The organism is Streptomyces sp. NPDC046122 (assembly GCF_056429965.1).
In genome coordinates this window covers 723445-736201 of record NZ_JBWKLQ010000002.1, presented here as the reverse complement: position 1 = coordinate 736201, position 12757 = coordinate 723445, and the positions used below count along the sequence as shown (strand labels likewise).

General features: G+C 74.3%; 10 protein-coding genes and 1 pseudogene. 7 read left to right on the top strand and 4 right to left on the bottom strand.

Annotated features, from left to right (window positions below; all coding sequences use genetic code 11):
• Nucleotides 1-44 precede the first annotated feature (44 nt).
• Together AC07FK_RS08235 and cutA are read left to right on the top strand one after the other, a co-directional pair.
• Nucleotides 45-680 carry an NADPH-dependent FMN reductase gene (locus tag AC07FK_RS08235; protein WP_479103612.1) on the top strand — a complete coding sequence of 212 codons (636 nt, stop codon included), beginning with the start codon at nt 45-47 and terminating at the stop codon, nt 678-680.
• A gap of 128 nt (nt 681-808) precedes the next feature.
• Nucleotides 809-1132, top strand: coding sequence for a divalent-cation tolerance protein CutA (gene cutA, locus AC07FK_RS08230; RefSeq protein ID WP_479103610.1), 324 nt, complete (start codon nt 809-811; stop codon nt 1130-1132).
• 4 nt (nt 1133-1136) lie between these two features.
• Here the strand turns inward: cutA and AC07FK_RS08225 are convergent, their stop codons facing one another.
• The 3 genes and pseudogenes from AC07FK_RS08225 to AC07FK_RS08215 all read right to left on the bottom strand — a co-directional run bounded on the left by AC07FK_RS08225 (nt 1137) and on the right by AC07FK_RS08215 (nt 4653).
• Nucleotides 1137-3260: a molybdopterin oxidoreductase family protein gene (locus tag AC07FK_RS08225; RefSeq protein ID WP_479103609.1), complete on the bottom strand. Its 2124-nt coding sequence runs from the start codon at nt 3258-3260 to the stop codon at nt 1137-1139.
• A 168-nt stretch (nt 3261-3428) separates the two neighbouring features.
• Nucleotides 3429-3784: pseudogene (locus AC07FK_RS08220) on the bottom strand (SDR family oxidoreductase).
• Nucleotides 3785-3891: 107 nt separating this feature from the next.
• Nucleotides 3892-4653: a SanA/YdcF family protein gene (locus tag AC07FK_RS08215; RefSeq protein WP_479103608.1), complete on the bottom strand. Its 762-nt coding sequence runs from the start codon at nt 4651-4653 to the stop codon at nt 3892-3894.
• Between the two features lie 34 nt (nt 4654-4687).
• Between AC07FK_RS08215 and AC07FK_RS08210 the strand changes: the two genes are divergently transcribed.
• The 3 genes from AC07FK_RS08210 to AC07FK_RS08200 all read left to right on the top strand — a co-directional run bounded on the left by AC07FK_RS08210 (nt 4688) and on the right by AC07FK_RS08200 (nt 7930).
• The gene (locus tag AC07FK_RS08210; protein ID WP_479103607.1) at nt 4688-5329 is read left to right on the top strand and encodes a GNAT family N-acetyltransferase; all 642 of its coding nucleotides are present in this window, start codon (nt 4688-4690) and stop codon (nt 5327-5329) included.
• Nucleotides 5330-5623: 294 nt separating this feature from the next.
• A complete protein-coding gene (locus AC07FK_RS08205; RefSeq protein WP_479103605.1) occupies nt 5624-6532 on the top strand; it encodes a sirohydrochlorin chelatase in 909 nt (302 codons plus the stop codon).
• A gap of 36 nt (nt 6533-6568) precedes the next feature.
• Nucleotides 6569-7930, top strand: coding sequence for a deoxyguanosinetriphosphate triphosphohydrolase (locus AC07FK_RS08200; protein ID WP_479103603.1), 1362 nt, complete (start codon nt 6569-6571; stop codon nt 7928-7930).
• Here the strand turns inward: AC07FK_RS08200 and AC07FK_RS08195 are convergent.
• The gene (locus AC07FK_RS08195) at nt 7902-8921 is read right to left on the bottom strand and encodes an ArsR/SmtB family transcription factor (RefSeq protein WP_479103602.1); all 1020 of its coding nucleotides are present in this window, start codon (nt 8919-8921) and stop codon (nt 7902-7904) included. The two genes, AC07FK_RS08200 and AC07FK_RS08195, sit on opposite strands and share 29 nt — an antisense overlap.
• A gap of 375 nt (nt 8922-9296) precedes the next feature.
• Here AC07FK_RS08195 and AC07FK_RS08190 point away from each other — a divergent pair, with 375 nt between their 5' ends.
• Nucleotides 9297-10553: an NAD(P)/FAD-dependent oxidoreductase gene (locus AC07FK_RS08190; protein WP_479103601.1), complete on the top strand. Its 1257-nt coding sequence runs from the start codon at nt 9297-9299 to the stop codon at nt 10551-10553.
• A 78-nt stretch (nt 10554-10631) separates the two neighbouring features.
• The gene (gene dnaG, locus AC07FK_RS08185; protein WP_479103600.1) at nt 10632-12536 is read left to right on the top strand and encodes a DNA primase; all 1905 of its coding nucleotides are present in this window, start codon (nt 10632-10634) and stop codon (nt 12534-12536) included.
• Nucleotides 12537-12757 lie beyond the last annotated feature (221 nt).

The window sequence follows — 12757 nt, the reverse complement described above, 5'->3', positions numbered from 1 at the left end:
AGCAGCTTGACCTCAACCTTGGTCGAGGTACGAGCCTTTCCCGCATGGACCTCACCACGCACGAATCCGACCGGGTCGGCAGCCCCGCGGACACATCCGCCGCCGCCCCCCTGCGCGTCGCCGTCGTCGTCGCCAGCAACCGCGAGGGCCGCTTCGCCCCCGTCATCACCGACTGGTTCCTCTCCCGCGCGGCCGGGCACGACGACCTCGACGTCGACGTGATCGACCTGGCCCGGGTCGACCTGCCGACCGCCCTGTCCTCCAACCCGTCCGACGAGGTCAAGGCGGTCCTCGCAGGGACCTCGCCGAGGCTCGCCGCCGCCGACGCGTTCGTCGTCGTCACCCCCGAGTACAACCACTCCTTCCCCGCCGCCCTCAAGAACCTCATCGACTGGCACCAGGACGAGTGGCACGCCAAGCCCGTCGGCTTCGTCTCCTACGGTGGAATGTCCGGCGGTCTGCGGGCCGTCGAGCAACTGCGCCAGGTCTTCGCCGAGATGCACGCCACCACCGTCCGCGAGACCGTCAGCTTCCACGGAGCCTGGTCCCACTTCGACGTGGACGGCCGCCACAAGGACCCGTCCGGGCCCGACACCGCCGCCAAGGCCCTGCTGGCCCAGCTCACCTGGTGGGCGCACGCCCTGCGGGACGCGAGGTCCGCCCGCCCGTACGCCGCCTGACGGCGCGGCGGCGCCCCTGCCGTCCGGCCGCGACCGCACGCGTCACCGTCCGGACCGACACCGCGCCGCCGCCCGCGCCTTCACCGGCTTGAGACCATGGGCGGGCCGCGAACCCGAGGGAGAACGCCATGGCCGAATGGCTGACCGTACAGACCACGACCGACACCCGCGACAAGGCGCTGGCGCTGGCGCGGGGAGCCGTCGAGGCGCGGCTGGCGGCCTGTGCGCAGGTCGGCGGCCCGGTGACGTCCGTCTACCGGTGGAAGGGGCGGACGGAGACCGCCGAGGAGTGGCAGGTGGTGTTCAAGACGGCGGGCGCACGGTACGAGGAGCTGGAGGCGCATCTCCGGGCCGCGCACGACTACGAGACGCCCGAGATCATCGCCACGGCCCTGGTGCGCGGCAGCGCCGACTACCTGCGGTGGGTGGGCGAGGAGACCGCCGCGCCCTGAGGGCTCAGTCTCCCGCGCGTTCGATCCGTACCGCGCACACCTTGAACTCCGGCATGCGCGACGTCGGGTCCAGCGCGGGGTTCGTCAGCGTGTTGGTACGCCCCTCGCCCGGCCAGTGGAACGGCATGAAGACCGTGTCCGAGCGGATCGCCTCGGTGATCCGGGCCGGAGCGACCGCCCGCCCGCGCCGGGACACCACCGTCAGCCGGTCGCCCTCGGCCACGCCGAGGCGCTGCGCGAGCCGGGGATGCAGCTCGACGAACGGCCCGGGTGCGGCGGCGTTGAGCTCGTCGACGCGGCGGGTCTGGGCGCCGGACTGGTACTGCGCGACGACCCGGCCGGTGGTGAGCAGCACCGGGTACTCGGCGTCCGTCTCCTCCGCCGCCGGACGGTGCACGACGGGGACGAAACGGGCGCGCCCGTCCTCCGTGGCGAAGCGGTCGAGGAAGAGCCGGGGCGTACCGGGATGGGGCGCCGCCGGCCGGGGCGCGTCCGCCGCCGTGTCCGGGCACGGCCAGAAGACGCCGTCCTCCTCGGCGATCCGGCGGTACGAGATGCCCGAGTAGTCGGCGGGACCGCCCGCCGAGGCGCGGCGCAGCTCGTCGAAGACCTCCTCGGGGTCGACGGGGAAGCCCTTCTCGTGGCCGAGCAGCGCCGCGAGGGCGTGCAGCACCTCCAGGTCCGTGCGGACGCCGGGGGGCGGGCCGACGGCCTTGCGCCGCAGCAGCACGCGCCCCTCCAGGTTCGTCGTCGTACCCGTCTCCTCGGCCCACTGGGTGACCGGCAGGACGACGTCCGCCAGCGCCGCCGTCTCCGACAGGACGACGTCCGCGACGGCGAGGAAGTCCAGCGAGCGCAGGCGCTCCTCGACGTGGCCGGCGCGCGGCGCGGAGACGACCGGGTTGGAGCCCATCAGCAGGAGCGACTTGATGTCGCCGCCGAGCGCGTCGAGCAGTTCGTACGCGCTGCGGCCCGGGCCGGGGAGGCTGTCCGGGTCGACGCCCCAGACCCCGGCGACGTGCTCGCGCGCGGCCGGGTCGGTGAGCTTGCGGTAGCCGGGCAGCTGGTCGGCCTTCTGGCCGTGCTCGCGGCCGCCCTGCCCGTTGCCCTGGCCGGTGAGGCAGCCGTAACCGGACAGGGGCCTGCCGGCCTTGCCGGTGGCGAGGCAGAGGTTGATCCAGGCGCCGACCGTGTCGGTGCCCTTGGACTGCTGCTCGGGGCCGCGCGCGGTCAGGACCATGCCGGTCCCGGCGTCGCAGAACATCCGTACCGCGTCGCGCAGTTGGGGGACCGGGACGCCCGTGAGGCGCTCGACGAGCTCGGGCCAGTGCGCCATGGCCGCCGCCCGCGCCTCGTCCCAGCCGGTCGTGCGCTCCCGGATGAAGTCCTCGTCGGTACGGCCTCCGGCCACGACGAGGTGCAGCAGCCCCAGCGCGAGCGCCAGGTCGGTGCCGGGGCGCGGGGCGAGGTGCAGGTCGGCCTGCTCGGCGGTGCGGGTGCGGCGCGGGTCGACGACGATGAGTTTGCCGCCGTTCTCCTTCAGCTCGGTGAGATAGCGCAGCGCGGGCGGCATCGTCTCCGCGAGGTTCGAGCCGACGAGGATCACGCAGCCGGTGCGCGGGATGTCCTCCAGCGGGAAGGGCAGGCCGCGGTCGAGGCCGAAGGCCCTCTGGTGCGCCGCGGCGGCGGACGACATGCAGAACCGGCCGTTGTAGTCGATCTGCGAGGTGGACAGCACGACACGGGCGAACTTGCCGAGGGCGTACGCCTTCTCGTTGGTGAGCCCGCCGCCCCCGAAGACGCCGACGGCGTCGGGGCCGTACGCCCGTTGCGTACGGCCGAGCCCCTCGGCGATCTTCCCGAGGGCCTCCTCCCAGGTGGCCGGTTCCAGCCTGCCGGTGGCGGGGCGGCGGACCAGTGGCTCGGTCAGGCGCACCCGGGAGGAGAGCACGGCGGGCGCCGTACGGCCCTTGCCGCACAGCGCGCCCCGGTTGACCGGGAAGTCCGTACGCTCGACGACCTCGACCACGTCGTCGCCCGCGGCGGCACGCAGATTCATGCCGCACTGGAGCGCGCAGTACGGGCAGTGGGTGGGGGTCGACGGCGGGGCCGGGGAGGTGCGGGGCATGCCGTCAGCATGCGACGGCGGTGTTACGGGGACGGGCGCCCGGTGTTACGCCCCCGGTACACCGGTCTCAGCCCCGGGCCGCGCGCCCGGTGAGGTACGGCTGCCGGCGTCCCGCAGCGGGCGGGACGCTCATCCGCCCCGCCCCGCCCCGCCGCACCCTCCGTCCCCCTACTGCCCCGTGAGCTGCCGGACGGTCGGCCCGGCCGTCCAGCCGCCGTCCACCGCCAGCTCCGCGCCCGTCACGTACGCCGCCGCGTCCGACAGCGGGAACGCCACGGCGGACGCGATCTCCTCCGGTGCGCCGACCCGGCCCGTGGGGCCTGCCAGTCGCTCTCGCTGGTCACGTCGTGCCGCACGAACCGCGCCGCGTCCCCGAGCCGCGCGGCCGTCGCGGCGCCCTCCTCCTCCAGCGCGTCGGTGACGACGGCCCTGCCGCCACCGTCGACGACGGCCCGTGCGACGGCCGCCCCGAGGCCGCGCGCCCCACCGGTGACGAGGACGACCTTGTCGCTCAGATTGTTCAGATTTCTCCCACTGTCCGGAGTCCTCGGATCAACGGCGGCGGCGGACACGGCGACCAACCCCTCCCACGAAGTTGTGCCTATTCGGCATATCCATGGCCGTCGGTCTGTCAGCGCCCCGACGCCTCGGCCAGCGCTTCGGTCACACCTGTCTCCTGACGCCCCAGAAAGTGCGGATCGGGTTCGGTCGCGGCGTCGAGCGCCGCCTTGCCGGCCGCGAGGATCTCCCGTACGCCGCCGTAGTACCAGGTCGCGTCGCGCCGGGCGTCGACCCCGACGCCGTACGCGTCGACGCCGGCCGCCCGGCACAGTCCGATCGCCCGGCGGATGTGGAATCCCTGGCTCACCAGCACCGCCCGGTCCACCCCGAAGATCTTCTTGGCGCGCACGCACGAGTCCCAGGTGTCGAACCCCGCGAAATCGCTGACGATGCGCCGGTCGGGCACGCCCTGCTCGACCAGGTAGGCACGCATGGCGTCCGGCTCGTCGTACTCCGTGCGGCTGTTGTCCCCGGTGACCAGAACCACCTTGGCCCTGCCCGTCCGGTACAGCTCGGCCGCCGTGTCGAGGCGGTTCGCCAGGTACGGCGACGGGCCGCCCCGCCACAGGCCCGCCCCGAAGACGACGACCACGTCGCGGGCCGGGGCGTCGGCCGTCGTCCTGACCCGGCTGTCGGCCACGGCGTGCAGCCAGGTCGCGGGCGCGAGCGCCAGTACGGCGACGAGCATGAGCGCCTGGACGGTACGCCTTCGGCCTTGCCGGGTGCGGGGTATGAGGCGCGGGCGCGCCGCCCGTCCGCCCGCCCACCGCCGTGCCGTGTCCCACGCTCCGGCCCCTGCCCGGCCCCACGCGCCGCCCCGAGAAAATCGCATGCGTCTGCCCGCCCCCGACTGGAATGCTCTGGTCATGTCGAGACAATTCTGGCCCCTGTACGGTCTGAGGATCACAACCCCGCGCCTGGAACTGACAGTTCCCGACGGTGACGTCCTCGACGAGCTGGCCGGCGTCGCGGCCGACGGCGTGCACGACGGGTCGGTCATGCCGTTCTCGGTGCCGTGGACGGACGGATCGCCGCAGGACCGCGCGCGGGCGACGTTCCAGCACGTCCTGGGCACCGTCGCGCAGTGGCGGCCGGAGAAGTGGACGCTCAGCCTCGCCGTACGGTGCGAAGGCCGGACCGTCGGCCGCCAGGACCTGATGACGGACGACTTCGCGGTGACCCGGGAGGGCGAGACCGGCTCGTGGCTGGGCCTGGCGCACCAGGGGCGCGGCATCGGCACGGAGATGCGGGCGGCCGTGCTGCACCTGGCCTTCGAGGGCCTCGGCGCACGGCACGTCACGTCCGGGGCGATGACGGACAACGCCGCCTCGCTGCGGGTGTCGGAGAAGCTCGGCCACCGGCCGGACGGCCTGCTGGTGGAGTCGGTGCGGGGCGAGGCCAGGACGGTCCTGCGCCTGCGGCTGACCCGGGAGGACTGGGAGGCGCACCGGACCGTGCCAGTGGAGGTCTCCGGCCTGGAACCGTGCCGGGAACTCTTCGGAGTGTGACGGCGGGGGGCGTGCCCGGTCGCCGGAGGAGTGAGGCCTCACCCGCCGCGGCCGCCGGAAGCGTGCGGCGGCCCCGTGCCGCGCCGGGGAGCCGGCCCGCGACGCGACGGCCGGGAACCCGCGCGGGCAGGTACCCCGCCCGGCCGTACGGACCGGGCCCGCCCGCACGGCCGGAACGGACCCGGGCCCGGGCCGGGGCGCCTGACAACGCGGCCCGCCGTCCCGTGAGGCCGCGGAAAACACCCGTCACCGCCGCGCAACGAGGCGGCAACGTGCGCCCGGCAGTATCGGTCCATGACCGAGTCGGCAGCCCCCCACACGTCACCTGAGCTCGACAGTACGGCGCACCTGCTCACCCGCGTCACCGCCCAGCTCGGCGTGCAGCTGAGCCATGTCTCCCTGAACGGAACCCGCCGTCCGATGACCCCGCGCCCCCACCCGCCCCGGGCCCCCTCCCGGCCCGCCCCGCCCACCCTCGTCGCCGTCGCCCACGGCAGCCGCGACCCCGAGGCCCTGCGCACCGTCACCGCGCTGCTGGAGCGCGTACGGGAGCTGCGGCCGGGTCTCGACGTACGGCTCGGGCACATCGAACTCAACGAGCCGCTGCTCACCGGCGCCCTCGCGGACCTGGACCCGGGCGAGGCCGTGCTCGTACCGCTGCTGCTCGGCCGCGGCTACCACGTCAAGCACGACCTGCCCGAGGCCGCCGCCACCGCCCCCCACCTGCGCACCCGCGTCGCCGCCCCGCTCGGCCCGCACCCCCTGCTCGTCGAGGCGCTGTACGACCGCCTCACCGAGGCCGGCTGGCGGCCCGGCGACTCGGCGCACCGGGGAAGCGGCGTGGTCCTCGCCGCCGCCGGCTCCCGCGACCCGCAGTCGGCCGTCGACACCCGCCGCACCGCGACCCTGCTCAGCGAACGCCTCGGCGGCGTCCCGGTCGTCCCCGCCTACGCGTCCGCCGCCGCACCCACCGTCCCCGAGGCCCTGCGCGCCCTCGCCGCACGCGGCCGCCACCGGACGGCCGTCGCCTCGTACTTCGCCGCGCCCGGCCGCTTCGCCGCGCAGTGCGCCGCCGCCGCGCCCTGGATCGCGTCCGCGCCGCTCGGGGCCCACCCGGCCCTGGCCCGGCTCGTCCTGCACCGTTACGACCAGGCGCTCGCCGCCCCCTCCCCGACGCCCCCGCGTCAACTGGCGTCCGCCTGAGCCCCGGCTGTCACCGCCTGCGTCTACTGTCGGTGCATGGAAGGCACAGCGCACGAAACCCCCCACACCGACGACCGACACGCCGAGACCCCGTCCCACGCCGCACTCGACGCCGCCCATTACGACGGGGCCGCCACCGAGCGCTGGGCCGCCGAGCCCGACAAACGGCCCGGGCGGACCGCCTTCCAGCGCGACCGCGCCCGCGTGCTGCACTCCGCCTCGCTGCGCCGCCTCGCGGGCAAGACCCAGGTGGTCACCCCCGGCTCCAGCAGCCAGGTCTGGGACGCCAGCCCGCGCACCCGCCTCACGCACTCCCTCGAATGCGCGCAGGTCGGCCGGGAACTGGGGGCGGCGCTCGGCTGCGACCCCGACCTCGTCGAAGCGGCCTGCCTCTCCCACGACATGGGCCACCCGCCCTTCGGCCACAACGGCGAGCAGGCGCTCAACGACTTCGCCAAGGACTGCGGCGGCTTCGAGGGCAACGCCCAGTCGCTGCGCCTGCTCACCCGCCTCGAACCGAAGCGGTTCGTACGCGCGGAGCCCGGCGGCGAGATGGTCAGCGTCGGCCTCAACCTCACCCGCGCCGCCCTCGACGCCGCCACGAAGTACCCCTGGCCGCGCGGCGGCCACCCCGTGGACCCCGGCTCGGTGAAGTTCGGCGTCTACGACGACGACCGGCCCGTCTTCGACTGGGTCCGCCGGGGCGCGCCCGCCCACCGGCAGTGCTTCGAGGCCCAGGTCATGGACTGGTCCGACGACGTGGCGTACTCGGTGCACGACTTCGAGGACGGTCTGCACGCCGGCCACCTCGACCCCAACTGCCTGCTCGCCGAGCCCGAACGGCAGGAGATCTTCGCGGTGGCGATCGGCAGGTACGTACCGCACGACACCAGCCCGGACGAGCTGGCGGCGGCCCTCGACCGCCTCCTCGACGAGGAGTGGTGGCCGCACGGCTACGACGGGTCGGCCGTCGCCCAGGCCCGGCTGAAGGACGCGACCAGCCAGCTCATCGGCCGCTTCTGCCTGTCCGCCGAGGGCGCGACCCGCCAGGCGTACGGCACGGGCAGGCTCACCCGGTACGCCGCGGAGCTGGTCGTCCCGCGCGAGGTCCGCCACGAGTGCGCCGTCCTCAAGGCCGTCGCCGACCGCTACGTCATACAGCGCGACGAGCAGGAACGGCTCCGCGCCGACCAGCGCGTCGTCATCGCCGAGCTCGCCGAGGCGCTCACGGCCCGCGCGCCCGACGGCCTGGACCCCCAGTTCCGCGCGCTCTTCGCGCAGGCGGCCGACGACCGGGCCCGCAAGCGCGTGATCGTCGACCAGATCGCGTGCTTCACCGACGCCGCCGCCCGGTCCCTGCACGCCCGGCTCACGGCCGCGAGGGGCCCCCGTTCATGAGGGCGTCGCCCAGCGCGGTCCGCCGGTGCACGACGCGGCTGCCGCGCCGCTCCGAGGCGACCAGACCCGCCTCCCGCAGCACCGTCGCGTGCCGGCTCGCGGTGGACAGCGTCAGCCGCAGCACGCCGCCGAGCTGCGTGGTGGTCATCGGCCGCCCCAGCACGTCCAGGACGGCCGCCCTGGTGTGCCCGATGAGCTGCGCCACCGGAAGCCCGGCCGCCCGGGCGCCGGGCTCCTCGGAGCCGTGCCCCCGGGCGAGGGCCAGCCAGCCGGGATCCGGCGTCACGGGGTGGACCAGGACGGGAGGCAGCTCCTCGTCGGCCAGCGCGACGGGGTGCCGGATGCAGAAGAACGAGGGGATCATCGTCAACGACCTTCCGCCCAGCTCCAGTTGCTTGTCGACCGGGTAGCCGGTCTCCAGCACCCCGTCGTCGCGCCAGGCGAAGTCGTCGTAACTGGCCAGCAGACCCTCGGGACCGTGCGACAGCGCGGCCTCCGCCCGCTGGGGACGGTCGGCGTCCACCGCCGCCGTGATCACGTCCCGGTACGGCTCGACCGCCACCGCGTAGTAACGCCGCAGCGAATCGGCCAGCCGCTCCAGCGTCTCCACGTCCCCCTCGGCGAGCCGCCGGGCGACCGGGGGCACGGGACCGCCGGCGAAGAGCCGCCCGAGTTCCGAGCCCATCCTGGCCGCGGGCGTGGACAGCACGTGGTCGAGGCCGGTCTCCAGATCCGGGATGCCCCGGCCGGGCGTCAGGAAGTCGGGGAGGTACGCCGCGCACGGGTACAGCCGGTGCAGCGAGGCCACCGTCCGGGAGAGCCCCGCGCGGGCGATCGCCGCGCGGACCTCACGCCGCCAGGGGTCGAACACCAGCGCGCCCTGCCGGTTCTGCAGCAGGTGCAGGCTGTTCACGATCTCCCACAGCGGGTCGGGCCGTGCGGCCACCCGCAGCCGGTTCAGATCCTCGGTGGTGAAGTGGATGCGTAACATGCGCCCCCCACGCCGCGTCGTGCCCCGCGACCTGTCCGCCGGTGCGACTCCGGTGCGTACGTACCCGCGAGCGTACGCATCACCCACCGGAACGGTGGGCTCCCTTTGCGTTGTGCACGAAAGCCCCCCGGAGTGTCCACATCGGCGTGACGCTTGTCGCGAGGTGGCCGCGGGCTGTCAACGGGGGAGACGTCCGCGGCCACCTCCAGCTTGCCCCCGCCCGCCCGCCCGCCCGCGTCGCCCGCCCGCGCCGGCCACCTGCGGGCCACCCCCGCGACACGCCAGCGGCACACCCCCCTCTTCCCCCATCACGCTCCGTGCGGGAGGCTCGAAGACGGCGGCGTAGCGTGAGGGCAGGCACAGAGGAGGCACCAAGTGGTCGACGCAGATCTGACGTTCGTCATCGTCGGTGGGGGACTGGCGGGGGCGAAGGCCGCCGAGACGCTCCGCGGCGAGGGGTTCACCGGCCGGGTGATCCTCATCGGGGACGAACGGGAGCACCCCTACGAACGCCCGCCCCTGTCCAAGGGGTTTTTGACCGGCAAGGAGGAGCGCGACGGCGTCTTCGTCCACGAACCGGCCTGGTACGCGCAGGCCGACATCGAACTCCACCTCGGTCAGCCCGTCGTGCACGTGGACCGCGCCACGAAGACGGTCAGGCTCGGCGACGGCACCGCCGTGCGCTACGACAAGCTGCTGCTCGCCACCGGAGCGGAGCCGCGCCGCCTCGACATCCCGGGCACCGGCCTCGTCGGCGTCCACCACCTGCGCCGCCTGGCCCACTCCGAGCGGCTGCGCGGCGTCCTGGCCTCGCTCGGCCGCGACAACGGGCACCTCGTCATCGCCGGCGCGGGCTGGATCGGACTGGAAGTCGCCGCCGCGGCGCGCGGTTACGGCGCCGAGGTGACCGTCGTCGAGCCCGCGCCGACGCCCCTGCACCAGGTCGTCGGACCCGAGTTGGGGCAGCTGTTCACCGACCTGCACCGGGAGCACGGCGTCCGGTTCCACTTCGGCGCGCGGCTCACCGAGATCACCGGCCAGGACGGCATGGTCCTCGCCGCCCGCACCGACGACGGCGAGGAGCACCCCGCCCACGGCGTGCTCGCCGCGATCGGAGCCGCCCCCCGCACCGCCCTCGCCGAGGCCGCGGGCCTGGCCCTCGCCGACGGTGCCGGCGGCATCGCCGTGGACGCCTCGCTGCGCACCTCGGACCCCGACGTCTACGCGGCGGGCGACGTCGCGTCGGCGTACCACCCGCTGCTCGGCACCCCCCTGCGCGTCGAGCACTGGGCCAACGCCCTGAACGGCGGCCCGGCCGCCGCCCGCGCCATGCTCGGCCAGGACGTGTCGTACGACCGCGTCCCGTACTTCTTCTCCGACCAGTACGACCTCGGGCTCGAGTACTCCGGCTGGGCGCCTCCCGGCACGTACGACCAGGTCATCGCCCGCGGCGACGTGGGACGCCGCGAGTTCGTCGCCTTCTGGCTGAAGGACGGGCGGGTCCTGGCCGGCATGAACGTCAATGTGTGGGACGTCACCAAGCCGATCCAGGAGCTGATCCGCACCGGCGTCCCGGTCGACCCCAACGCCCTCGCCGACCCGTCCGTGCCCCTGGACTCCCTGACGGCCTGACCGCGACGGGACCGTGTCCCGGCCGGACGGCCGAGGCGTACCGGCAGGACTGTCCGAGCACCGCCGTACACTTCACGCGTGGCAGGCAGGATCAACGATGACGACGTGAAGGCGGTCCGGGACGCGGTCCCGATCGACGCCGTCGTTTCCGAGTACCTCCAGCTCCGCAGCGCCGGCGGCGGCAATCTGAAGGGCCTGTGCCCCTTCCACGACGAGAAGTCCCCGTCCTTCCAGGTCAGCCCGAGCAAGGGGCTCTTCCACTGCTTCGGCTGCCAGGAGGGCGGCGACACGATCGCCTTCGTGATGAAGATCGACCACCTCTCCTTCTCCGAGACGGTCGAGCGCCTCGCCGCCCTGGCGGGCATCACCCTGCGGTACGAGGAGGGCGGCTACAACCCCACGCACCAGCGCGGCGAGCGCGTCCGCCTGGTCGAGGCGCACAAGGCCGCCGCGCAGTTCTACGTCGAGCAGCTCGACTCCGCCGAGGCCGAGATCGGCCGCGCGTTCCTCGCCGAGCGCGGCTTCGACCGGAGCGCCGCCGAGCACTTCGGCGTCGGTTACAGCCCCGCCGGCTGGGACCACCTCACCCGCTACCTGCGCGGCAAGGGCTTCTCCGACAAGGAGCTGACCCTCTCCGGCCTCTCCCAGGAGGGCCGCCGCGGCCCCATCGACCGCTTCCGCGGCCGCCTGATGTGGCCGATCCGCGACATCACCGGCGAGGTCGTCGGCTTCGGTGCGCGCAAGCTGCGCGAGGACGACAACGGCCCGAAGTACCTGAACACCCCCGAGACGGCGATCTACAAGAAGTCGCAGGTCCTGTACGGCATCGACCTGGCCAAGAAGGAGATCGCCCGGACCTGCAGGGCGGTGGTCGTCGAGGGGTACACCGACGTCATGGCCTGCCACCTGGCCGGCGTCACCACCGCGATCGCCACCTGTGGCACGTCCTTCGGCGGCGACCACATCAAGATCCTCCGCCGCCTCCTCATGGACAACGCCTCCGCCGAGGTCGTCTTCACCTTCGACGGCGACGCGGCCGGCCAGAAGGCGGCGCTGCGCGCCTTCGAGGACGACCAGAAGTTCGCCGCCGAGACGTCCATCGCCATCACGCCCGGCGGCATGGACCCCTGCGACCTGCGGCTGGCCAAGGGCGACGCGGCGGTGGCGTCCCTCGTCGAGACCCGCACGCCGCTCTTCGAGTTCGCGATCCGCCATGTCGTCTCCCGGCACAACCTGGAGACCCCGGCCGGCCGGGCCGCCGCGCTCGACGAGGCCGCCCCGATCGTCGCCAACATCAAGAACATCGCGATCCAGCACGAGTCCGCGGTCCAGCTCGCGGGCATCCTCGGCATCCTCGACACCCAGTTCGTGGTCAAGCGCGTCGCCCAGCTCGCCCGCTGGGCGCGCGACCGGGGCGGCCGCGGCCCCGCCGCCCCGCAGGACCGCCGCCCCACCCCCTCGTACGACGCGGCCCCCGCCGCCCAGAGCGGCCCCGCGCTGAACCTCCGCAGTCCCGCGCACCGCACCGAGCGCGAGCTGCTGAAGCTCGCCCTCCAGCGCCCCGAGCTGGTCTCCCCGGCGTTCGACGCGTACGGGGCCGACGAGTTCACCGCCCCGCCGTACGCCGCCGTGCGCCAGGTCATCGAGGAGGCGGGCGGCGCGGAGCAGGGCGCGCTGAACGCGTCCGACTACCTCGCCCAGGTCCGCGAGGCCGCGCCCAACGACACGGTGCGCGCGCTGGTCACCGAGCTCGCCGTCGAGCCGATCATGCGCAAGACCGTCGACGAGATCTACGCCGGCGAGCAGCTGATCCGGGTCAGGCTGCGGGCGGTCGACCGGCGCATCCTCGACGTCCAGGGCACGCTGGCCCGCCTCGGCGGCCCGCACGCCGACCCGGAGCAGCTCGCCGCAGTGCAGAACGAGCTGTGGGTCCTCCAGCAGTACGCCCAGTCCCTCCGGAGCAACGGCGCGGCCGCACTCTGAACGAGGGCCACCCGCGCCCCGCCGCGCTCGGAACGAGGACCGTCCGTGCCCCCCGCTGCCGGACGCCCGCCCGCGTTCCGGCCGAGCGGGGAGCGGCGGCCCGCCGAAGCGGGCGTCAGCAGGCGGTGACGGACCGGACTCAAAAAGTCACCGCACGCCCCTCGTGGCGGTGATGTGTCGTACCCCACACTGGGTGGCGGTGCCTGAGTCCTCGGAGCGCG

Coding starts and splice junctions, on each gene's coding strand:
- AC07FK_RS08235 (WP_479103612.1), top strand. CDS start 45: ATGGACCTCACCACGCACGAATCCGACCGGGTCGGCAGCCCCGCGGAC.
- cutA (WP_479103610.1), top strand. CDS start 809: ATGGCCGAATGGCTGACCGTACAGACCACGACCGACACCCGCGACAAG.
- AC07FK_RS08225 (WP_479103609.1), bottom strand. CDS start 3,260: ATGCCCCGCACCTCCCCGGCCCCGCCGTCGACCCCCACCCACTGCCCG.
- AC07FK_RS08215 (WP_479103608.1), bottom strand. CDS start 4,653: ATGCGATTTTCTCGGGGCGGCGCGTGGGGCCGGGCAGGGGCCGGAGCG.
- AC07FK_RS08210 (WP_479103607.1), top strand. CDS start 4,688: ATGTCGAGACAATTCTGGCCCCTGTACGGTCTGAGGATCACAACCCCG.
- AC07FK_RS08205 (WP_479103605.1), top strand. CDS start 5,624: ATGACCGAGTCGGCAGCCCCCCACACGTCACCTGAGCTCGACAGTACG.
- AC07FK_RS08200 (WP_479103603.1), top strand. CDS start 6,569: ATGGAAGGCACAGCGCACGAAACCCCCCACACCGACGACCGACACGCC.
- AC07FK_RS08195 (WP_479103602.1), bottom strand. CDS start 8,921: ATGTTACGCATCCACTTCACCACCGAGGATCTGAACCGGCTGCGGGTG.